The organism is Cupriavidus sp. BIC8F (genome assembly GCF_032465815.1).
In the GTDB taxonomy this organism is placed as follows: Bacteria; Pseudomonadota; Gammaproteobacteria; order Burkholderiales; family Burkholderiaceae; genus Cupriavidus; species Cupriavidus necator.
The window spans coordinates 2,271,754-2,291,834 of the sequence record NZ_CP136094.1 but is presented as its reverse complement, the minus strand read 5'-3'; the positions used below and the strand labels follow the sequence as shown (position 1 = coordinate 2,291,834).

The window sequence follows — 20,081 nt, the reverse complement described above, 5'->3', positions numbered from 1 at the left end:
GGAAAACGCAATTCGGCCTTGCCCGCCAGTTTCATGTAGCTTACGCTGAACGATCATGTAGTGCGCACTACATGAGTGCCGCGTGGCCCGCAGCGGTGCCTCCCCGCACAAGGACGGCGCGCCGCAAGCGGCAGACGAGACAACAAAACTAAAAGATTGGCCCTTTACATCACCGGAAGCGCTGGCCCGGGGCTTGCATAGTCCCCTGCAGCGCCGACCGGGAGGCCGGGCCTGGACCAACCAAGGGTAGACAACAAGGAGTGACTATGTCGTATCAGAACCAAGCAGGTGTTGCGAGCGTGCTACCGGGTCAGTTCTAGCCTCGCCAATTGGAGTACTCACCACGTTTCGTTGCAATTCGGTGCGATTGCCCCGGTGTGATCATCACGCATTAGTCAGTACCGCCTGGCCCTGCCTCGATAAACGTGTGCGTCCGAGTTCAAGAACCAGCCTATAAAGACAGGTAGACAACATGTCGTCATCAATTTCATCCATGGCAACAACGACCATCCCGGAAGTCACGCTAGGCTCGGCCCCACAGCCCAGCGCGCGGGGAGCGTCGGCTCAAACCATCACGATCGAGCAAGGCATCCGCGCGGCCGGAGTCGGCCGGTTCCAGTATCGGCTCTTTGTCATCTTCGGCCTGGTCTGGCTCGCTGACGCGATGCAGGTGCTGTCGATCGGCTTCACCGCGCCGTCGATTGCGTCGACCTTTGGCATTCCCATACCGACCGCTCTGCAGACCGGGACGATGTTCTTTGTCGGCATGCTGATCGGCGCATTCGTGTTCGGCCGGCTGGCTGACAGGATCGGCCGCCGGCCCGTGCTGATGATGGCGGTGGTCATCGACGCCATCTGCGGTGTCGCTTCCGCCTTCGCACCGGACTTCCAGTGGCTGCTGCTGCTGCGCTTCCTGACCGGCATCGGCGTCGGCGGCACGCTGCCCGTCGACTACACCATGATGGCCGAGTTCCTGCCCTCGGACCGGCGCGGCCGCTGGCTGGTCCTGCTGGAGTCGTTCTGGGCCGTCGGCACGATCCTGCTCGCCATTCTTGCGCTGATCGCCGTGTCGCGAGGCGATGGTGCCTGGCGGCTGATCTTCCTCGTCACGGGCATCCCCGCCCTGGTCGGCGTGGTCTTCCGGTTCTTTGTTCCCGAGTCTCCGCTCTACCTGAACAAATCGGGGCGCTCAGCCGAGGCGCGCGCGGTGCTGCAGCGTGTCGCCACCGCCAATCGCGTGTCCGTGGAAATCGGCAACCTGGAGCCGCAGCCGATGGAGCGCAAGTCGGTCTTTGCGCTGTTCGCGCGCGGCTGCCGGCGCCGCACCATCTGCCTGCTTGCCGCCTGGGCGCTGATCTCGATCGCCTACTACGGCGTCTTCGTTTATCTGCCGGTCAAGCTGGCTGGCCAGGGCTTTGGCTTCATGCGTGGACAGGTCTTCCTGATCGTGCTCGCGCTGGTGCAGCTTCCCGGGTTCGCGCTGGCCGCGCACGGCGTCGAGCGCTGGGGCCGCAAGCCGACCCTGATCGGCTTCCTGCTGCTCAGCGCGGCAGGTTGCATGCTCTACAGCCTGGGCCAGTCCCCGGCGTTGGTGGTCGGCTCGACCCTGCTGATGAGCTTCTCGCTGCTCGGTACCTGGGGCGCTCTCTACGCCTTCACGCCCGAGGTGTACCCGACCGACCTGCGCGCCAGCGGGATGGGCACTGCCGGCGCGATGGCGCGCTTTGGCGGCCTGTTCGCGCCTTCGATCATTGCACCGATCATGGCCAGCCAGTTCACCCTCGCCCTGGCGCTGCTTTCGTCATTTCTTGCCGTGGCGGCGATCGCCATCTACATGGTGGATATCGAGTCGAAGAACCGCGCGCTTGACTAGCGCAGGGCACCGCCGGCCGCTCCCGGCCGCTCCCGGCCGTTCAGGGAGCCCGCCGGCGGCGCTGGCGTGGGCGGGTCTCGAAAGCGAAGCCACGGGCGTGGCGGCCCGCTTCCATTACAATCCGGCTGCAACGGCGCGGCGCGCTGGTCGACCCGATCTCGCCGCCCGCTTCACCTGCTTGCCCCTATCCCGCCGAGCCCTCGCCGCCAGCCATGAAACAAGATCCGCGCTTTCCCAACCTGTTCATCCTCGACCACCCGCTGATCCAGCACAAGCTCTCGCACATGCGCGACAAGGAAACGTCGACGCGCACCTTCCGCGAGCTGCTGCGCGAGATCACGCTGCTGATGGGCTACGAGATCACCCGCAACCTGCCGTTGACCACGCGCCGCATCGAAACGCCGCTGGTGGAACTGGAAGCGCCGGTGATCGCTGGCAAGAAGCTGACCATCGTGCCGGTGCTGCGCGCGGGCGTGGGCATGAGCGACGGCCTGGTCGAGCTGATCCCGTCGGCGCGCATCGGCCACATCGGCGTGTACCGCGACGAGCAGCACCGCCCGGTGGAATACCTGGTGCGCCTGCCCGACCTGGAAGACCGCAGCTTCATCCTGTGCGACCCGATGGTGGCCACGGGGTACTCCGCCGCGCACGCGGTGGAGGTGCTCAAGCGCCGTGGGGTCAAGGACGAGGCCATCACCTTCGTTGCGCTGGTGGCGGCCCCCGAGGGCGTGGAAGTGTTCCAGAAGGCGCATCCGGGGGTGAAGCTGTTCGTCGCCTCGCTGGACAGCCACCTGGACGGCGATGCCTATATCGTGCCGGGCCTGGGCGATGCGGGCGACCGCCTGTTCGGCACCAAGAACTGAGTGGTGCGGCGGCGGGCTGGCTTTCGCTTGACCGGCCTCAATAGTCCGCGCCACAGGGCTCCCTACACTGGCGGCAAGTGCCGGCGAGACCTCGCCGGCCGCCATCGCCAACGCAAAGGGAGCCAAGCATGGAAGCCTTCAAGATCCTGTTCAGTACCAGCACCGGCCTGATGAGCCTGGGCGTGATCGTCTTCATCATCGGCATGGGGTGGTTCTTTGCGCGGATGTTCGCGCGCAAGATGCGCGAGGACGCGGCAGCGGCCAAGGCGCAGCAACAGGCGCAGCGCCACTAAGGAAAAGGGCCGCATCGCGCGGCCCTTTCCGTCATTCCGTCAGTCCGTCTTTACTTCTTCTTACCCAGCAGGCTGCCCAGCACGCCGCGGATCAGTTCGCGGCCGACCTGCGACCCCACCGTGCGCGCGGCCGACTTGGCCATCGACTCCAGGATCGAATCGCCGCGGCCGGTCTTGCCGGTGCCCTTGGTCAGCGTGCCGAAGATCTCGCCGGCCGTACCGAGCCAGCCGCTGTCCTGCTCACCCGCGGGCTGCCCAGCCGGCGCGCCGCCAGCGCCCTTGCCATTGCCATTGCCGGCCGTCGCCACGCTGCCGCGCAGCTTTTCATAGGCGGATTCGCGGTCCACGGTCTTCTCGTAGGTGCCCGCCACCAGCGAGCTGGCGATCAGCTGCTTGCGCTCTTCCTCCGTCGCCGGGCCGATGCGGCTGCCCGGTGCCAGCACCCAGGCGCGCTCGGTCACGCAGGGCGTGCCCTTGGCGTCCAGGAACGACACCAGCGCCTCGCCCACGCCCAGTTCACTGATCGAGGTTTCCAGGTCCAGCCCGGGGTTGGCGCGCATGGTGGTGGCCGCCACCTTGACCGCCTTCTGGTCGCGCGGGGTAAAGGCGCGCAGCGCATGCTGCACGCGGTTGCCCAGCTGGCCCAGCACGGTGTCGGGGATGTCGATCGGGTTCTGTGTGACGAAGTACACGCCCACGCCCTTGGAGCGCACCAGCCGCACCACCTGCTCGATCTTGTCGAGCAGCGCCTTGGGCGCATCGTTGAACAGCAGGTGGGCCTCGTCGAAGAAGAACACCAGCTTGGGCTTGTCCAGGTCGCCGGCCTCGGGCAGCTTCTCGAACAGCTCGGACAGCATCCACAGCAGGAAGGTGGCGTACAGCCGCGGCGCGTTCATCAGCTTGTCGGCGGCAAGGATATTGACCACGCCCTGGCCCTTCTCGGTCTGGATGAAGTCTTCCAGGTTCAGCATCGGCTCGCCGAAGAAGACATCCCCGCCCTGCGATTCCAGCGCGATCAGCCCGCGCTGGATGGCGCCGATCGAGGCGGCCGAGATATTGCCGTATTCGGTGGTGAACTGGCCGGCGTTGTCGCCGACGTACTGCAGCATGGCGCGCAGGTCCTTGGCGTCGAGCAGCAACAGGCCATTGGCGTCGGCAATGCGGAACACCAGGTTCAGCACGCCCTGCTGGGTGTCGTTCAGCTCCAGCATGCGCGACAGCAGCAGCGGGCCCATGTGCGAGACCGTGGCGCGCACCGGATGGCCCTTCTCGCCGAACACGTCCCACAGCGTGGTCGGGCACGCGCCCCATGCCGGCTCCGGCAGGTTCAGGTCGGCCAGGCGCTGCTTGAGCTTGTCGGATGGCTGGCCGGCCTGCGAAATGCCGGTCAGATCACCTTTGACGTCCGCCATGAAGACCGGCACGCCCAGGCGCGAGAAGCCCTGCGCCAGCGTCTGCAGCGTGACGGTCTTGCCGGTGCCGGTGGCGCCGGTGATCAGCCCGTGCCGGTTGCCCATCTGCGGCAGCAGCACCAGTTCATGTTCGGCGTTCTTGGCGATGAGGATGGGGTCGGCCATGATGTTCCTGGGTTCCGTAAGCGTCTGATAGCGTCTGATGGGATCTGGTGGATCCGGGCGGCGCGGGCAGGCCCGCGTGATAAAATCCTGGGCTGATTATAGCCAGCCGCCAGGCATATCCGTCACCTGGCTCGCGCTGTCCGAGGGCTTTGCCGCCCCGGCCACGGCGTGCATGGCGACCCCGCACAACATCACCGCAGATCACCGCATTCCGCTTCGGAGAGAATCATGGCCGGTCACTCGAAATGGGCCAATATCAAACACAAGAAGGCCGCCGCTGACGCCAAGCGCGGCAAGATCTGGACCCGCCTGATCAAGGAAATCACCGTTGCCGCCAAGCTCGGCGGCGGCGATGTCGACTCCAATCCGCGCCTGCGCCTGTCGATCGACAAGGCCATGGACGCGAACATGCCCAAGGACAACATCCAGCGCGCCATCCAGCGCGGCGTGGGCGGCATGGAAGGCGCCAACTACGAAGAAATCCGCTACGAGGGCTACGGCCTGGCCGGCGCGGCGATCATCGTCGACTGCCTGACCGACAACCGCACCCGCACCGTGGCCGAAGTGCGCCATGCGTTCTCAAAGCACGGCGGCAACATGGGCAACGAGGGTTCGGTGGCGTTCATGTTCACCCACTGCGGCCAGTTCCTGTATGCCCCCGGCACGCCGGAAGACAAGCTGATGGAAGCCGCGCTGGAAGCCGGCGCCGACGATGTCGTCACCAACGACGACGGCTCGATCGAAGTCACCTGCCCGCCCAACGATTTTTCGGCGGTCAAGGCCGCGCTGGAAGTCGCCGGCTTCAAGGCGGAAGTGGCCGACGTGCTGATGAAGCCGCAGAACGAAGTCAGCTTCAGCGGCGACGACGCGGTCAAGATGCAGAAACTGCTCGACGCCCTGGAAAACCTGGACGACGTGCAGGAAGTCTTCACCAACGCGGTGATCGAAGACTAAAACAGAGTAACAAGCCCCCTCGGCGGCAGCCCGGCTCCACAGATCCAAGCTGCCGCCTTTTTGCATGCGTATCTTTTCTGGCAGTGGATCATGAAAGTATTGGTTGTCGGCTCGGGTGGACGTGAACACGCGCTGGCCTGGAAATTGGCCCAGTCCCCCAAGGTGCAGGTGGTGTACGTCGCGCCGGGCAACGGCGGGACCGCGCTCGACAAGCGCCTGCAGAATGTTCCGCTGACCGATCCCGAGGTCATCGCCGCCTTTGCCGAGCGCGAGGGCGTGGCCTTCACCGTGGTCGGCCCCGAGGCCCCGCTGGCCGCCGGCATCGTCAATATCTTCCGCGCCAAGGGCCTGCGCATCTTCGGGCCCACCCAGGCCGCCGCGCAGCTGGAATCGTCCAAGGACTTCGCCAAGGCGTTCATGGAGCGCCACGGCATCCCGACCGCCGCCTACCAGACCTTCTCCGACGCCACCCAGGCGCACGCCTACATCGACGCGCAGGGCGCTCCGATCGTGATCAAGGCCGACGGCCTGGCCGCGGGCAAGGGCGTGGTGGTGGCGATGTCGCTGGAAGAAGCGCACACCGCGGTCGACATGATGCTGGCCGACAACAAGCTCGGCGACGCCGGCGCGCGCGTGGTGATCGAAGAGTTCCTGGACGGCGAGGAAGCCAGCTTTATCGTGCTGGTCGACGGCAAGAACGTGCTGGCGCTGGCCACCAGCCAGGACCACAAGCGCCTGCTGGACGCGGACGCCGGCCCCAATACCGGCGGCATGGGCGCGTATTCCCCCGCCCCGGTGGTCACGCCCGCGCTGCATGCGCGCGCGCTGCGCGAGATCATCCTGCCGACCGTGCGCGGCATGGAAAAGGACGGCATCCCGTACACGGGCTTCCTGTACGCCGGCCTGATGATCGACAAGGACGGCAACCTGAAGACGCTGGAGTTCAACTGCCGCATGGGCGACCCAGAAACCCAGCCGATCCTGGCGCGCCTGAAGACCGACCTGGTCGATGTGATGGAGCACGCCGTCAACGGCAAGCTCGACAGCATCGAGCTGGACTGGGACCGCCGCACCGCGCTGGGCGTGGTGATGGCCGCCTACGGCTATCCTGACAGCCCGCGCAAGGGCGATGCCATCACCGGCATCCCGGCCGAGACCGACGACAGCGTGACCTTCCACGCCGGCACCACCCTCAAGGACGGCACCCTGCTGACCTCGGGCGGGCGCGTGCTGTGCGTGGTGGGCCTGGCCGACACCGTCAAGGCAGCGCAGCGCGCCGCCTATGCCGCGGTCGAGCAGATCCGCTTCGACGGCATGCAGTACCGGACCGACATCGGCTACCGCGCCATCAAGCGCTGATCCTTCCCGGCAAACGCCGTTCCGGCCGGCATGGCTGATCCGCCTTGCCGGCCAGCTTTGGACCTGCGCGACCCGCCAGCCGCCCCAGCCGGTACAATCGTGACAACGCTGTGACGCACCCGGCAGCCAGCAAAGCTGCCGGGCGCTTTCAGCCCGGTCCATCCGCTTTCCGCCAACCATGATCGATTCCCAGGCAGTCCGTGCCTATCTGCTCGGTCTGCAAGACCGCATCACCGATGCCATCGGTGCCATCGACGGCCAGCCGTTCTTGACCGACGCCTGGGAGAAACCGCCCACCGAACGCCTGCGCGGCAGCGGCCGCACCCGCATCCTGGAAGGCGGTGCGGTGATGGAGCGCGCCGGCGTGGGCTTCTCGCACGTGAGCGGCGACACCCTGCCACCGTCGGCCACCGCCAACCGGCCGGAGCTGGCCGGGCGCAGCTTCGAGGCCATGGGCGTGTCGCTGGTATTCCACCCGCGCAATCCCTATGTGCCCACGGTCCATATGAACGTGCGCTGCTTCCTGGCGGTCAAGCCGGGGGCCGAGCCGGTATGGTGGTTCGGCGGCGGCATGGACCTGACACCCTACTACGGCGACGCCGGCGACTGCACGCACTTCCACCGCACCTGCCAGCAGGCGCTGGCCCCCTACGGCGACGACCTGTACCCGCGCTTCAAGCAGTGGTGCGACGAGTATTTCTTCCTGCGCCACCGCAACGAGGCGCGCGGCGTGGGCGGGATCTTCTTCGACGACTTCTCCGCGCTGGGCTTCGAGCGCAGCTTCGCCATGATGCAAGCCGTCGGCGACGCCTTCCTGGACGCCTACCTGCCGATCCTGCAGGCGCGCAAGGACGCGCCCTACGGCGAGCGCGAGCGCGGCTTCCAGGCCTACCGGCGCGGGCGCTACGTCGAATTCAACCTCGTGTTCGACCGCGGCACGCTGTTCGGCCTGCAGTCGGGCGGACGCGCCGAATCCATCCTGATGTCGATGCCGCCGCTGGTGACCTGGCGCTATGACTGGCAACCGGAACCGGGCAGCCCCGAAGCGGCGCTGTACACCGATTTCCTGCCGGCGCGCGACTGGGCCTGACGCCTGACCTATGGCCAATCCAGCGCAACACCGCAAACCCGCCCCCGACGCGGGAGAACCGCCGCAACCGTCCGCCCGCCCCTATCGCCTGGGTATCCTTGGCGGCACTTTTGATCCCCCCCATGTCGGCCACCTGGCACTGGCGCGGCTGTGCATCGAACACCTTGGGCTGGATGAGCTGGTGTGGATTCCCACCGGCCAGTCGTGGCAAAAAGGCGACGACGTGACCCCTGCCGCCGACCGCCTGGCCATGACCGAACTGGCCGCCGCAGCACTTGGCGACAGCGGCGCCAAGGTCCGCGTGAGCCGCATGGAAGTGGACCGCGCCGGCCCCAGCTACACCATCGACACCGTACGCCAGCTGCGCGCCGAATACGGCCCCGAAGCCTCGCTGTGCTGGCTGATGGGCGCCGACCAGCTGCTGCGCCTGCACACCTGGCACGGCTGGCAGGCCCTGTTCGAACATGTGCACCTGTGCACCGCCACGCGGCCGCGTTTTGAGCTGGCGGCACTGGAGGGTCCGGTGCTGGCGGCACTGGCCGAACGCCAGGCTGACACGCACCTGATACAATGCACGCCCTCCGGCCGGATGTGGATCGACCAGACGCTCGCCGTCGACCTGTCTTCCACCCACCTGCGCCAGCGGCTGGCAGCCGGCCAGCCGGCAGATGACCAACTGCCGCCCGGCGTGGCACACTACATTGCCAACCACGGGCTGTACCGCAACGCCCCGGCCAGGGCATGACCGGGGTTGCACCAATCCCGGCGCCCACCCCCAACCGATCTCAGCTGAACAAGAAGACACCATGGATATTCGTAAACTGCAACGCGCCATCGTCGACGGCCTCGAGGATGTCAAAGCGCAGGACATCAAGGTGTACGACACCAGCCACCTGACCGAACTGTTCGACCGGGTGGTGATTGCCAGCGGGACATCCAACCGCCAGACCAAGGCGCTGGCAGCGTCGGTGCGGGATACGGTGAAGGGAGCCGGCGGCCATATCGTGGCGGTCGAGGGCCTGGAAACCGGCGAATGGGTGCTGGTCGACTGCGGCGACGCCGTGGTCCACATCCTGCAGCCGCAGTTGCGCCTGTACTACAACCTGGAAGAGATCTGGGGCGACAAGCCGGTGCGCATGAAGCTGGCCACCGCCGGCCGCAGCCTGGCCAAGGCCAGCGAGCCGATGGACGAGGACGAGGACGAAGCTCCGGTGCGCACCGTGCGCCGTGCCAGCAACCTGCGCCCCGCGCTGGCCCGCCTGCCCGAAGGCATGAAGGAGCCGTCGCCGCCGATGGGCCATGAGGACACCGACGCCGACGCCATCGCCACCATCCGCAAGCCGGCCCGCAAGACCGCCACCAAGACGGCAGCCACCAAGACTGCTGGCACCCGCGCCGCCGCGCCGCGCAAGACCGCTGCCGGCACCACCGCGCGCAAGACCGCGACCAAGACCGCGGTCAAGAAGGCCCCGAGCAAGACCGCTGCCAGCAAGACCGCAGCCAGCAAGACCGCAGCAGCCAAGCCGGCCGCGCGCAAGCGCACCACCCGCTCGGCCTGAGCCCCGGCGCGCGGCCGCCCGGCGGCCGCGCAGCATGACCCATCCTCTGCCCCATGCAACTGGTGATCGTGGCCGTCGGCCACAAGATGCCCGGCTGGATCGAAACCGGCTTCAGCGAGTACGCCAAGCGCATGCCGCCCGAGCTGCGCATAGAACTGCGCGAGGTCAAGCCTGAAACCCGCTCGTCCAGCAACAACGCCGCCACCGTGATGCAGCGCGAAGCCGCGCGCATCGAGGCGGTGCTGGGCTCGCTGTCGAAGCAGTGCCGCATCGTCGCGCTGGATGAGCGCGGGCGCGACTTCACCACCGTGCAACTGGCCGCGCAGCTGACCGACTGGCAGCGCGAGGGCGGCGACGTGGCCTTCCTGATCGGCGGCGCCGACGGGCTCGACCCGGCCCTGAAAGCCCGCGCCAGCACCCTGATCCGGCTGTCCAGCCTGACCCTGCCGCACGGCATGGTGCGCGTGCTGCTGGCCGAGCAGCTGTATCGCGCCTGGTCCGTCACGCAGAACCACCCCTATCATCGGGCCTGATCCCGGCTGTCGCCGGAAGGCCCCTCCGCCGCGATGCCCGACACCCTGCACGACTATCTTTACCTCGCCTCGCAGAGCCCGCGCCGCCGCGAGCTGCTGACCCAGCTCGGCGTGCGCTACGAACTGCTGCTGGCCGATGACGACGAGGATGCCGAAGCGCTCGAGGCCGTCCAGCCCGGCGAGACCCCCGACGACTACGTCCAGCGCGTCTGCGCGCTGAAGGCCGAAGCCGCGCTGCGCCGCCGCGAACGCCGCGCGCTGCCCGATGCGCCGGTGCTGACCTCCGACACCACGGTCTGCCTGGGCGGCCACATCCTGGGCAAACCCGCCGACGGCGCCGATGCCGCGGCCATGCTGGGCGCGCTCTCGGGCAGCACCCACCGCGTCCTGACCGCCGTGACGATCGTGTCGACCACGGGCATGCGGCATGCGCTGTCGATCTCCGAAGTCACCTTCCGCCCGATGCAGCCCGCCGAGATCGAGCGCTATGTCGCCAGCGGCGAGCCGCTCGGCAAGGCCGGTGCCTACGGCATCCAGGGCCGGGCGGCGGAGTTCGTGGAGCGGATCGCGGGCAGCTATTCAGGTATCATGGGCTTGCCCTTGTTTGAGACGGCGGCGTTACTTCGCCAGGCCCATCTGCAGTTCTGAGCCGCGGTCTCCGTACCCAGACAAGACCCGGCCCCGCGCCGGGCCACCCTATACAGCCGGACCACCGGCGACGCGTTTCACCCGCTATGACTGAAGACATCCTCGTCAACATCACGCCCCAAGAGACCCGCGTCGCCATCGTGCAGCAGGCCGCCGTGCAGGAACTGCATGTCGAACGCACGCTGACGCGCGGGCTGGTCGGCAATATCTACCTGGGCAAGGTGGTGCGCGTGCTGCCCGGCATGCAATCGGCCTTTATCGACATCGGCCTGGAGCGCGCCGCCTTCCTGCACGTGGCCGACATCTGGCATCCACGCGACGCCGACCGCAACAATTCCACGCCGCAACTGGCCATCGAGAAGACCCTGTTCGAAGGCCAGGCGCTGATGGTGCAGGTAATCAAGGACCCGATCGGCACCAAGGGCGCGCGGCTGTCCACCCAGGTGAGCATCGCCGGGCGCACCCTGGTGTACCTGCCGCAGGATCCGCATATCGGCATCTCGCAGCGCATCGAGGGCGAAGTGGACCGCGAGGCGCTGCGCAGCCGCGTGCAGGGCCTGGTGCCCGCCGACGAGCGCGGCGGCTTTATCGTGCGCACCATCGCCGAGGAAGCGACCGACGAGGAACTCGGCAACGATATTGCCTACCTGCGCAAGATCTGGGGCACGATCCGCCAGAACGCCACCACCCTGCCCGCGCCCAGCCTGCTCTACCAGGACCTGAACCTGGCCCAGCGCGTGCTGCGCGACTTTATCAACGACGCCACCGGCGTGATCCAGATCGACTCGCGCGAGAACTACCAGATGCTGCTGGAGTTCGCCAAGGAATACACCCCGGCGGTGCTGCCGCGGCTGTCGCACTACACCGGCGAGCGTCCGATCTTCGACCTGTTCAATATCGACGCCGAGATCGAGAAGGCGCTGTCGCGCCGGGTGGACCTGAAGTCGGGCGGCTACCTGATGATCGACCAGACCGAGGCGATGACGACCATCGACGTCAATACCGGCGGCTACGTGGGCGCGCGCAACTTCGACGACACCATCTTCAAGACCAACCTGGAGGCGGCCCACACCATCGCGCGGCAGCTGCGCCTGCGCAACCTCGGCGGCATCATCATCATCGACTTCATCGATATGGAGAACGCCGAGCACCGCGACGCGGTGCTGTCCGAGCTGAAGCGAGCGCTCGCACGCGACCGCACCCGCATCACGGTCAACAGCTTCTCGCAACTGGGCCTGGTCGAGATGACGCGCAAGCGCACGCGCGAGTCGCTGGCGCATGTGCTGTGCGAACAATGCCCGGTCTGCCAGGGCAAGGGCCAGGTCAAGACACCGCGTACGGCCTGCTACGACATCCTGCGCGAGATCATGCGTGAATCGCGCCAGTTCAACCCGCGCGAATTCCGCATCCTGGCCTCGCAGGAAGTGATCGACCTGTTCCTGGAAGAAGAAAGCCAGCATCTGGCGATGCTTGGCGACTTTATCGGCAAGCCGATTTCGCTGCAGGTGGAATCGACGTTCCACCAGGAGCAATACGACATCATCCTGATGTGAAGATGCCGGCGCAGGCATGGAAAGGCCCGCTCACTGGCGGGCCTTTCTGCATTCTGGCCTAGGGCCGGATCACGACTTGCGGACTCACCACGAAGGCGGGTTCGGGCTGGTAGTACACAGCCGGCGGCGGCTGGTACACGACCGGCCGGTCCTTGCACTTGCGCTCTTCCTTGTACTCGCCGTTGTCTTTCCACTTGCGCTTGATCTTGCAGTTGCCGACCCAGAATTCTTCCTTGTAGTCGCCGCCCTTGTACCGGCGCGCGTAGTGGTGATCGTCATCGTCATCCCGGTCGTCGGCATGGGCGGCGGCGGAGATGGTGCCAAGGAGCACGGGCAATACAACGAGGGCAACAAGGGCGCGGGGCTTCATTTGGGGGGCGGCGAGCGATGGTTGCGGAAGGCTAGCACGCCGAACCCCGCATCTGTGTATCAAGCTGTTTACGAACGTAACCACGTTGCAGCGCCTGCGCCTGTCCGCTTGCGTCCGCCTCCTTACGGACTCGGGGATGGTCCTACTCCAATTCCGATTGCCATCCGCTATAACTAAGCCAACGTAGTCAGCGGCATCCGCACGGATGCGGCACCCGGCTTGCCGCCCCGACCCGAGGCGCGGCCCGGTCGGCAAGCAAGGAGTCTGGCATGAACGCCACGAACCATGGGGCCTGTCTGCTGGCCCTCCTGTTGTCGGTGGCGTGCGCGCCATTGCCGATCGCCAAGCGCGCCCCCCTACCGCCGCCCGAGGCGAAGGGCGAAGGGGTCGCCGCCGCGCCCAAGGAACGCGCCACCCCGATCGCGAACAAGACGATCAACATTGCCGCCGCCTGCAAGCGCACCGAGGAAGACGGCTTCCGCGAAGACGCGCTGATGGACGTCAAGGCCAACGAGGTGCGTGCGCTCAAGTGGAAGCTATGGGTATCGCGGCGCGGCAGTTGCGAATTCAACTTGGCAGAGTTCCGCCAGGTCCGCGAGACCCCGCACATCGAACTTCAGGCCATCGACGGCAGCCAGTGCAAGCTGCTGGTGTGGCAGGACCCGCGCCGCGTGACGCTGGCCCATAACCGCTGCGAGAAGCACTGCACGCCCGGCATCTACGAGCAGGCGTGGCCGGTGCTGTTCGACCCCAAGAGCGGTGCCTGTGCCGAGATACGCTGAGCCCCTGCGGCGTTACTTCGCTTTCGGCACCCGGCCCATCAGGTAGAACTCGTCGTTCGGGCGCATGCTGATCGTGTTCGCCATCCGGTTCGACAGACCGAAGAACGCCGTGATGGCGGCAATATCCCAGGCATCCTCCTCGGAAAAACCGTGCTCGCGCAGCGCAGCAAAGTCGGCATCGCCCACTTCATGCGACGCGTCGCACACCTTCATCGCAAAGTCGAGCATCGCGCGCTGGCGCGGCGGAATATCCGCCTTCAGGTAGTTCACCGCGACCTGGTCCGCCACCAGCGGCTTCTTCTCATAGATGCGCAGGATCGCGCCATGCGCCACCACGCAGTACAGGCACTGGTTGGCACCGGAAGTCGCCACCACGATCATCTCGCGCTCGCCCTTGGTCAGGCCGCCCTCCTTGAGCATCAGCGCGTCGTGGTAGGCGAAGAACGCGCGGAACTCGTCGGGACGGTGCGCCAGCGCCAGGAAGACGTTGGGGACGAAGCCGGCTTTTTCCTGGACTTCCAGGATGCGGGCGCGGATGTCGTCGGGAAGGTCGGTCAGCGCGGGAATGGGGTAGCGGCTGATGGGGAATGCCGTGTCGGACATGGTGGTCTCCGGTTGGATAGGCGTCATCGATCGTGAGGCTTCTGATGCAGATACTAACGGATCGGCGCGGTCGTGGCGGGGGCCATGTCGCCCATGCATCGCACGGACACATGTCCGCTGGATAAGGCATACTACGCACCTTCCGAACCAGGTGAGCGCCCATTGCCCGCCCTACTGTTCCCGATGAAACGTATTCTCATCGTCAAGCTGACCTCCCTCGGCGACATGGTGTTCACCCAGCCGCTGGTCGCAGACCTGCAGCGGGCCTTTCCCGGCGTCAAGATCGACTGGATTGCCGACTCATATTGCGCCGACGTGCCGCGCTGGAATCCGAATATCGAGCGCGTGATTTCCGCGCCGCTGCGCGGCTTCAAGAAATCGCGCAATTGGGCTGGCCTGCGTGCGATCTTCAGTGCGCTGCGTGAACTGCGCCGCGAAAAGTACGATGCGGTGCTGGACGTCCACGGCGTCTACAAGAGCGCCATCGTGACATTCCTGGCACGCACGCGCAATCGTTATGGCTACCCCGTGGAAGAGTTGGGCGAGAGCGGCGCTCGCTTCGCCTACAACCATGTGTTCCAGCCATTTGTCGAGGAAGATTGCGCGCGGCAGCGGATGCGCCGCGCCGTCAGCCGCGCCTTGGGCTATGCGCTGACCAGGGAAATGGACTACGGCCTGGAGATGCCCGCAGACACGCCGGCGGCGGCCGCCAAGGGCCCGTACGCGATGCTGTTCCATGCCACCTCGAGCGAAGAAAAGAAGTGGCCGGCCGCCGACTGGATCAGCGTGGGCAGCGCGATCTCGGCGCGCGGGCTGCGCGTGCTGGTGCCCTGGGGCAACGACGCGGAGCGCAAGGAAGCCGAGACCATCGCCGCCAGCGTGCCCAACGCCGAAGTGATGCCGCGCCTGAGCATCACCGGCGTGGCGCAGATGGTAGGTAAGGCATCGCTGGTGGTTGGCATGGACACCGGCTTCGTGCATATCGCCGATGCGCTGCGCCGCCCGACCGTGATCCTGTTCACGACCACGTCGCGCCACCTGTACGGCGTCGATGCGCCGGGCCGCGCGGTCTCGCTGGGCGGTGGCGGCGTGGTGCCGCGGCGGGATCAGGTGCTGGCTGCCATCGATGAAGTACTGGGCGTGCAGCCGCCCGTCACCTCGCCAAACTGAGCACGCAGGAAACGACAAAGGCCGGCGCAAGCGCCGGCCTTTGTCATTGGTACGTCCGTTAACCTTGCTGCGTCGCGAACTGGATCCGGTGCAGCCCGGCGTACAGGCCGTTGGCCGCCAGCAGCTGCGCGTGCGTGCCCTGCTCCGCCACGCGGCCGTGGTCCAGCACGGCGATGCGGTCGGCGTTCTCGATGGTGGACAAGCGGTGCGCAATCACCAGCGTGGTCCGGCCCCTCATCAGTTCCTCCAGCGCCGCCTGCACTTGGCGCTCCGACTCCGAATCCAGTGCCGAAGTGGCTTCGTCCAGGATCAGGATCGGTGCGTCCTTGTACAGCGCCCGGGCAATCGCCAGCCGCTGGCGCTGGCCACCGGACAGCTTCATGCCGTTGTCGCCGATATTGGTGTTCAGGCCCTCCGGCAGCCCCTTGACGGTTTCCGTCAGGTAGGCGGCCGCCAGCGCGCGCTCAACGCGGGCCATGTCGATCTCGCTGTCGGATTGCGCGCCATATGCCACATTGGCGGCGACGGTGTCGTTGAACAGCACCACGTCCTGGCTGACGAAGGCAATCTGGTTGCGCAGGTCCTTCAGCGACAACTCGGTCAGCGGCGTGCTATCCAGCAGAATGCGCCCGGCAGTGGGGTCGAAGAAGCGCGGCACCAGGTTGACCAGCGTGGTCTTGCCGCTGCCCGACGGGCCCACCAGCGCCACCACCTCGCCCGGACTGACGCGCAGGTCAATGCCCTCCAGCGCGGCGCGCGATGCCTCACCGTAGCGGAAGCCGACTTGCTCGAAGGCCAGCTCGCCACGGGCACGACCCAGCATCTTGCCGCCGTCCTGCGGCTCGATCGGTTCATCGATCAGCCGGAAGATCATCTCGGCTGCGGTGATGCCGCGCGTCAGCGGCTGGTTGATGTCGGTCAGGTGCTTGAGCGGCGAGATCAGCAGCAGCATCGCCATCACAAAGCCGGTAAAACCGCCCACCGTGGTCTGGTTGGCCTGCGCCTGCACCATCGCAATGGTGATGATCACCGACAGCGCCAGCGCGGCCAGGAAGGCCGTGACCGGCTGGTTCAGCCCGCCGGCGACCGCCATGCGCATCGAGTAGTTCTTGAGCCGCTCGGCCACGGTGCGGAAGCGGCCCATCTCGTAGGCTTCGCCGCCGTGCAGCTTGACCACCTTGTAGCCGCCCACGGCCTCTTCCACGACATAGGCAGCGTTGTTGGTAAAGGCCTGGTGATCGCGGTTGAGCTTGCGCAGCCGGCGGTTGATCTTCGACATCAGGTAGCCAATCACCGGCAGGATCACCGCCACGATCAGCGTCAGGCGCCAGTTGGTATAGAACAGGTAGATCAGCAGCGCGACAACCGTCAGTGAGTCCCGCACCAGCGTGATAAAGACGCTGGTCAGGATCTGCAGCACCTGGTTGACCTCGAAGATCACGGCATTGATCAGCGAAGCCGCCGTGTTGCGGTGGAAGAACGACGCCGGCGCCTGCAGCAGGCGCTCGAACATCTGCAGGCGCATCTTCAGCAGCACGCGGTTCGAGATCAGGTTCAGCAGGTAGCCCGAGGCAAACTGCGCCACGCCGCGGATCAGGGCCACGCCGGTCAGGATCGCGGGGACATGCCACAGCGTGCCGGCGTAGTCGCCGCCGAAGCCCTTGTCGAGCAGGTCATTGACAACCTTGGGGATCACCCCTTCGCTGCCCGCGACCACGGCCATGGCAAGGATGGCGCCGATGAAGATGCGTAGCTCGGGGCGCAGGTAAGACCAGAGCCGGCTGGCCATGCTGGACGGCACGGCGGCACCTGGCGAAATGGGCGGTTTGGATGTGGTCACTGATATTTCTTGTGTGTGGAGGCGGCGTGCCGGCCCGGCGCTAGCCCGGCCGCTTCTGCCGGGCTACCCGAAGGAAGGGCCTGACGATGAGCTGGAACAGGAAGCGCTGATAGACGTAGCGGCGCAGATAATAGCCGATGCTGCGGCGAGCCTTGTCGGCGGCGTCCAGGTCGGCGCGATGCGTTTCAAGCGACGAGGTCGCGGCCAGCTCGGTCAGGCCGATGCAATACGGCACCACGGCACTGAGCGACACCAGGCCCTGTTTCTCAAAGGCCGACCAGTAGTCGGCCGCGCACCACAGCGGCTGCAGGCCGGCCAGCAGCCGCTGCGCTGCGGCGCGCGTCACCACGTAGCCGTGCGCGAGCCACCATTCGCCATAGCGCCTGACCAGGCGTCGCTCGCCGCCAAGCCTGCGGGCCCCCCAGCGGGTGTACTTGTCGACATGGGACAGCAGCACCACCTCGGCCCGGTCCGGATCCAGGCGTGACTCGAGGTCGGCCAGCACGCTTGCGAGGTCGGGGCCGAGCGATGCATCGTCTTCCAGCACCAGCGCGAAGGCGGCGCCGTCGTCCAGCATCTTGCGGTACACGCCGAGGTGGCTCAACCCGCACCCCACCTCGCCCCGGCTCATGGGGCGGTAACACGCGGCGGCGGCGGCGGCATCGTACTTGCTGGCCACTTCCTCCTCCGCCAGCACGCGGCCATCCACGGCCCGGAACACCTGGAACGGGATACCAAGGCCCGCCAGCTGGCCGGAAATGCGCTCCCGGCGCTCCCGCGCGGTGTCGAGATTGATGACGTAGGCGCCGATCATGCGGCCAGCGCCTGTGCGTCCGGTCTTGCCCGGATTGCAGCCGGCAAGAGAGAGACCAATGCTGCACGCGCAGGCAGAAGGAAGACTTCTTCCATCCCGGCAGAACGGGACAATTGTGCTCGTATCATCAATTTGAGAATCAGGAAACGGCCCGCGAGCCGACTCGATGGCATCAGGGTGCGCGAAGGGCGCCATGCGCCAGTGCGGTAGAATACGCGGTCTCGATCCAGCGCCTGGCGCCGTGGGCGACTCCGGCGGCCCGTCGGTCTTGTCCGACCTGCGTGCCTCCCCTATGTTCCATGAGAGTCTCGGCCGTCATCATTACCAGGAATGAAGCTCACAATATCGGGCCATGCCTCGAAAGCGTGTCCTGGTGCAAAGAGGCGATTATAGTGGATTGGGCCAGCACGGATGACACGGTGGCGATTGCGCGTGCCGCCGGCGCCACTGTCATCCAGACCGACGACTGGCCTGGGTTCGGCCCGCAGAAGAACCGCGCGGTAGACGCCGCCACGGGCGACTGGATCCTGAGTCTCGATGCCGATGAACGTGTCACGCCCGCCCTGCGCGACGAGATCCTGGGCCACCTGAAGCGGGCCGACGCCCACGCGCTTGCGCTGCCGCGCCTGTCAGCGTTCTGCGGCACCTTCGTGCGCCACGCAGGCTGGTATCCGGACTATGTGACCCGCGTCTTCCGCAAGGGCCGCGGCCGCTTCACGGATGACCTGGTCCACGAACACCTGAAGGTGGACGACCCGGTCACCCATCTGCGCGAGCCGCTGATCCATTACAGCTACCGCACACTGTCAGACGTGCTGCGCAAGATCGACAGCTACTCCAGCGCAGGCGCGCAGCAGGCCTACGCGCGGGGCAAGCGTAGTTCGGTGGCGTCCGCCGCGGGCCACGGCCTGTGGGCCTTCATCCGGACCTACCTGCTCAAGCGCGGCTTCCTGGACGGCAGCGCAGGCTTCGGCGTGGCGCTGATGAATGCGCAGGCAAGCTACTACAAGTACGCCAAGCTGGCGCAGTTGCAGGCCGGCGCCGATCTCAAGGCAGCCGCACCTGAGGTCACCCGTTGAGGCGGCCGGCCGCCCCTCCCCTTTATTCCATGCATCGATGAAAGTTGGCATCTCCTGCAATCGCTTCGGCGCTGGCGGCGGCCTGGAACGCTATGCGCTCGACATCAGCCGGGCAATGGCAGGCCGCGCCGGCACCGAGGTGTCGGTCTACGCGCGCCGCTTCGACGCCGGCGTGGCGCAGGCGGCCGGCGTCACGCCGCATCGCATCCTGGTCTCGTGGCTGCCCGGCAAGCTGCGCGACCGCTATTTCTCGTGGCGCCTGCAAGCGCGCCTGCCAGCGGATGAAGTCCTGATCGGCTGCAACCGCGTGCGCGGCTCGGACATCGCCATTTGCGGTGGCACCCACCGCGGCTATCTCGGCGCGCGCGGCACGGCAGCGCGCCGCTCCGACCAGTGGCAGATCGACCTGGAGAGTGCGCAGTATGCTGGCGCGCATCGCGTGGTGGCACATTCGGCGCTGATGCGCCGCGAGGTGATCGAGCTGTACGGGATGCCGCCGGACCGCGTGGAACTGATCTACCCGCCGGTCGACACGCAGCGCTTCACGCCGGTCGACGCCGACGCGCGCGCCGCGTTGCGCCGTGAGTTCGGTTTCGGTGACGATGAGGTCGTGTTCCTGTTCCCGTCTTCGGGCCATGCCCGCAAGGGTTTCGACGTGCTTGCCGACTATTTCTCTAAATCGGACCTGCCGATCAAGCTTGCCGTGGCCGGCCGTCCAGTCGGGCGCACCATCCCGCGGGTACGGGAACTGGGCTACAGCAGCCGCATCGACGCGCTCTACCGCGCCGCGGACTTCACCATCCTGGCTTCGGGCTATGAACCGTTCGGACTGGTCGGCGTGGAATCGGTGCTGTGCGGCACGCCGCTGGTCTTTGCCGACAATATTGCCTGCCTGGAGGTAATCCGGCCGCAGGCGGTGCATGCCTTCGCACGCGATCACGCCGAGACGCTCGACCGCGCGATTCGCGCCGCGGTCGACGCGGCACACAGCGGCCAGGGCCGGCTGGCGGATCCGATGGCGATGCTCAACTACGATCCGGGCATCGAGGCCCACGTCGACGCGCTGCTAACGCTGGCGGCCAGCGCGCGTGCCGCCCGGCAGGCGGCCTAAGACCGCCGCT

Annotated in this window: 20 protein-coding genes; 15 read left to right on the top strand and 5 right to left on the bottom strand. The window is 66.7% G+C overall.

Annotation, left to right across the window (positions count from 1 at the left end; genetic code table 11):
* The first annotated feature begins 472 nt into the window (after positions 1 to 472).
* From RS901_RS10695 to RS901_RS10685, 3 genes are all read left to right on the top strand, one after another.
* A complete protein-coding gene (locus RS901_RS10695; protein ID WP_316148748.1) occupies positions 473 to 1,873 on the top strand; it encodes an MFS transporter in 1,401 nt (466 codons plus the stop codon).
* 212 nt (positions 1,874 to 2,085) lie between these two features.
* Complete coding sequence (gene upp / locus RS901_RS10690; RefSeq protein WP_013955904.1) at positions 2,086 to 2,736, top strand: uracil phosphoribosyltransferase; 651 nt, start codon at positions 2,086 to 2,088, stop codon at positions 2,734 to 2,736.
* Positions 2,737 to 2,864: 128 nt separating this feature from the next.
* Entirely contained in the window at positions 2,865 to 3,029 is a 165-nt protein-coding gene (locus tag RS901_RS10685; protein ID WP_013955903.1) for a DUF3149 domain-containing protein, read from the top strand.
* Between the two features lie 50 nt (positions 3,030 to 3,079).
* Here RS901_RS10685 and RS901_RS10680 read toward each other — a convergent pair whose 3' ends face one another.
* On the bottom strand, positions 3,080 to 4,606 hold the full coding sequence (locus RS901_RS10680) for a DUF853 domain-containing protein (protein ID WP_316148745.1): 1,527 nt from the start codon (positions 4,604 to 4,606) through the stop codon (positions 3,080 to 3,082).
* 228 nt (positions 4,607 to 4,834) lie between these two features.
* Between RS901_RS10680 and RS901_RS10675 the strand changes: the two genes are divergently transcribed.
* From RS901_RS10675 to rng, 8 genes are all read left to right on the top strand, one after another.
* Entirely contained in the window at positions 4,835 to 5,560 is a 726-nt protein-coding gene (locus tag RS901_RS10675) for a YebC/PmpR family DNA-binding transcriptional regulator (RefSeq protein WP_316148743.1), read from the top strand.
* Positions 5,561 to 5,650: 90 nt separating this feature from the next.
* Positions 5,651 to 6,919, top strand: a complete 1,269-nt coding sequence (gene purD / locus RS901_RS10670) for a phosphoribosylamine--glycine ligase (RefSeq protein WP_316148741.1) — start codon at positions 5,651 to 5,653, stop codon at positions 6,917 to 6,919.
* A 178-nt stretch (positions 6,920 to 7,097) separates the two neighbouring features.
* A complete protein-coding gene (hemF, locus tag RS901_RS10665) occupies positions 7,098 to 8,009 on the top strand; it encodes an oxygen-dependent coproporphyrinogen oxidase (RefSeq protein ID WP_316148739.1) in 912 nt (303 codons plus the stop codon).
* 10 nt (positions 8,010 to 8,019) lie between these two features.
* On the top strand, positions 8,020 to 8,754 hold the full coding sequence (locus RS901_RS10660) for a nicotinate-nucleotide adenylyltransferase (RefSeq protein WP_316148738.1): 735 nt from the start codon (positions 8,020 to 8,022) through the stop codon (positions 8,752 to 8,754).
* Positions 8,755 to 8,815: 61 nt separating this feature from the next.
* Positions 8,816 to 9,568, top strand: coding sequence for a ribosome silencing factor (gene rsfS / locus RS901_RS10655; RefSeq protein ID WP_316148737.1), 753 nt, complete (start codon positions 8,816 to 8,818; stop codon positions 9,566 to 9,568).
* A gap of 53 nt (positions 9,569 to 9,621) precedes the next feature.
* Complete coding sequence (gene rlmH, locus RS901_RS10650) at positions 9,622 to 10,101, top strand: 23S rRNA (pseudouridine(1915)-N(3))-methyltransferase RlmH (protein WP_011614787.1); 480 nt, start codon at positions 9,622 to 9,624, stop codon at positions 10,099 to 10,101.
* A 33-nt stretch (positions 10,102 to 10,134) separates the two neighbouring features.
* Entirely contained in the window at positions 10,135 to 10,749 is a 615-nt protein-coding gene (locus RS901_RS10645; protein WP_316148735.1) for a Maf family protein, read from the top strand.
* Between the two features lie 86 nt (positions 10,750 to 10,835).
* Entirely contained in the window at positions 10,836 to 12,302 is a 1,467-nt protein-coding gene (gene rng / locus RS901_RS10640) for a ribonuclease G (protein ID WP_013955894.1), read from the top strand.
* A gap of 58 nt (positions 12,303 to 12,360) precedes the next feature.
* Here the strand turns inward: rng and RS901_RS10635 are convergent, their stop codons facing one another.
* Positions 12,361 to 12,672: a hypothetical protein gene (locus tag RS901_RS10635; RefSeq protein ID WP_114132285.1), complete on the bottom strand. Its 312-nt coding sequence runs from the start codon at positions 12,670 to 12,672 to the stop codon at positions 12,361 to 12,363.
* A 269-nt stretch (positions 12,673 to 12,941) separates the two neighbouring features.
* On the opposite strand from RS901_RS10635, the gene RS901_RS10630 reads away from it, so the two are divergent.
* Positions 12,942 to 13,454: a hypothetical protein gene (locus RS901_RS10630; RefSeq protein WP_316148734.1), complete on the top strand. Its 513-nt coding sequence runs from the start codon at positions 12,942 to 12,944 to the stop codon at positions 13,452 to 13,454.
* A gap of 12 nt (positions 13,455 to 13,466) precedes the next feature.
* On the opposite strand, the gene RS901_RS10625 is transcribed toward RS901_RS10630, so the two are convergent.
* Complete coding sequence (locus RS901_RS10625; RefSeq protein WP_316148732.1) at positions 13,467 to 14,057, bottom strand: peroxidase-related enzyme; 591 nt, start codon at positions 14,055 to 14,057, stop codon at positions 13,467 to 13,469.
* Positions 14,058 to 14,240: 183 nt separating this feature from the next.
* On the opposite strand from RS901_RS10625, the gene waaC reads away from it, so the two are divergent.
* Positions 14,241 to 15,227 carry a lipopolysaccharide heptosyltransferase I gene (gene waaC / locus RS901_RS10620; RefSeq protein ID WP_316148731.1) on the top strand — a complete coding sequence of 329 codons (987 nt, stop codon included), beginning with the start codon at positions 14,241 to 14,243 and terminating at the stop codon, positions 15,225 to 15,227.
* Between the two features lie 58 nt (positions 15,228 to 15,285).
* On the opposite strand, the gene msbA is transcribed toward waaC, so the two are convergent.
* The gene (gene msbA / locus RS901_RS10615) at positions 15,286 to 17,016 is read right to left on the bottom strand and encodes a lipid A export permease/ATP-binding protein MsbA (protein ID WP_316153462.1); all 1,731 of its coding nucleotides are present in this window, start codon (positions 17,014 to 17,016) and stop codon (positions 15,286 to 15,288) included.
* A 91-nt stretch (positions 17,017 to 17,107) separates the two neighbouring features.
* Positions 17,108 to 17,881, bottom strand: coding sequence for a glycosyltransferase family 25 protein (locus RS901_RS10610; RefSeq protein ID WP_316148730.1), 774 nt, complete (start codon positions 17,879 to 17,881; stop codon positions 17,108 to 17,110).
* Between the two features lie 299 nt (positions 17,882 to 18,180).
* Between RS901_RS10610 and RS901_RS10605 the strand changes: the two genes are divergently transcribed.
* Both RS901_RS10605 and RS901_RS10600 read left to right on the top strand, forming a co-directional pair.
* Positions 18,181 to 18,960, top strand: a complete 780-nt coding sequence (locus tag RS901_RS10605) for a glycosyltransferase family 2 protein (protein ID WP_316148729.1) — start codon at positions 18,181 to 18,183, stop codon at positions 18,958 to 18,960.
* A 37-nt stretch (positions 18,961 to 18,997) separates the two neighbouring features.
* On the top strand, positions 18,998 to 20,071 hold the full coding sequence (locus RS901_RS10600) for a glycosyltransferase family 4 protein (protein WP_316148728.1): 1,074 nt from the start codon (positions 18,998 to 19,000) through the stop codon (positions 20,069 to 20,071).
* Positions 20,072 to 20,081: the final 10 nt, after the last annotated feature.

Bases quoted from the DNA above. Each gene is read 5' to 3' on its own strand.
- RS901_RS10695 (WP_316148748.1), top strand. From the start codon at position 473: ATGTCGTCATCAATTTCATCCATGGCAACAACGACCATCCCGGAAGTC.
- upp (WP_013955904.1), top strand. From the start codon at position 2,086: ATGAAACAAGATCCGCGCTTTCCCAACCTGTTCATCCTCGACCACCCG.
- RS901_RS10685 (WP_013955903.1), top strand. From the start codon at position 2,865: ATGGAAGCCTTCAAGATCCTGTTCAGTACCAGCACCGGCCTGATGAGC.
- RS901_RS10680 (WP_316148745.1), bottom strand. From the start codon at position 4,606: ATGGCCGACCCCATCCTCATCGCCAAGAACGCCGAACATGAACTGGTG.
- RS901_RS10675 (WP_316148743.1), top strand. From the start codon at position 4,835: ATGGCCGGTCACTCGAAATGGGCCAATATCAAACACAAGAAGGCCGCC.
- purD (WP_316148741.1), top strand. From the start codon at position 5,651: ATGAAAGTATTGGTTGTCGGCTCGGGTGGACGTGAACACGCGCTGGCC.
- hemF (WP_316148739.1), top strand. From the start codon at position 7,098: ATGATCGATTCCCAGGCAGTCCGTGCCTATCTGCTCGGTCTGCAAGAC.
- RS901_RS10660 (WP_316148738.1), top strand. From the start codon at position 8,020: ATGGCCAATCCAGCGCAACACCGCAAACCCGCCCCCGACGCGGGAGAA.
- rsfS (WP_316148737.1), top strand. From the start codon at position 8,816: ATGGATATTCGTAAACTGCAACGCGCCATCGTCGACGGCCTCGAGGAT.
- rlmH (WP_011614787.1), top strand. From the start codon at position 9,622: ATGCAACTGGTGATCGTGGCCGTCGGCCACAAGATGCCCGGCTGGATC.
- RS901_RS10645 (WP_316148735.1), top strand. From the start codon at position 10,135: ATGCCCGACACCCTGCACGACTATCTTTACCTCGCCTCGCAGAGCCCG.
- rng (WP_013955894.1), top strand. From the start codon at position 10,836: ATGACTGAAGACATCCTCGTCAACATCACGCCCCAAGAGACCCGCGTC.
- RS901_RS10635 (WP_114132285.1), bottom strand. From the start codon at position 12,672: ATGAAGCCCCGCGCCCTTGTTGCCCTCGTTGTATTGCCCGTGCTCCTT.
- RS901_RS10630 (WP_316148734.1), top strand. From the start codon at position 12,942: ATGAACGCCACGAACCATGGGGCCTGTCTGCTGGCCCTCCTGTTGTCG.
- RS901_RS10625 (WP_316148732.1), bottom strand. From the start codon at position 14,057: ATGTCCGACACGGCATTCCCCATCAGCCGCTACCCCATTCCCGCGCTG.
- waaC (WP_316148731.1), top strand. From the start codon at position 14,241: ATGAAACGTATTCTCATCGTCAAGCTGACCTCCCTCGGCGACATGGTG.
- msbA (WP_316153462.1), bottom strand. From the start codon at position 17,016: ATGGCCAGCCGGCTCTGGTCTTACCTGCGCCCCGAGCTACGCATCTTC.
- RS901_RS10610 (WP_316148730.1), bottom strand. From the start codon at position 17,881: ATGATCGGCGCCTACGTCATCAATCTCGACACCGCGCGGGAGCGCCGG.
- RS901_RS10605 (WP_316148729.1), top strand. From the start codon at position 18,181: ATGAGAGTCTCGGCCGTCATCATTACCAGGAATGAAGCTCACAATATC.
- RS901_RS10600 (WP_316148728.1), top strand. From the start codon at position 18,998: ATGAAAGTTGGCATCTCCTGCAATCGCTTCGGCGCTGGCGGCGGCCTG.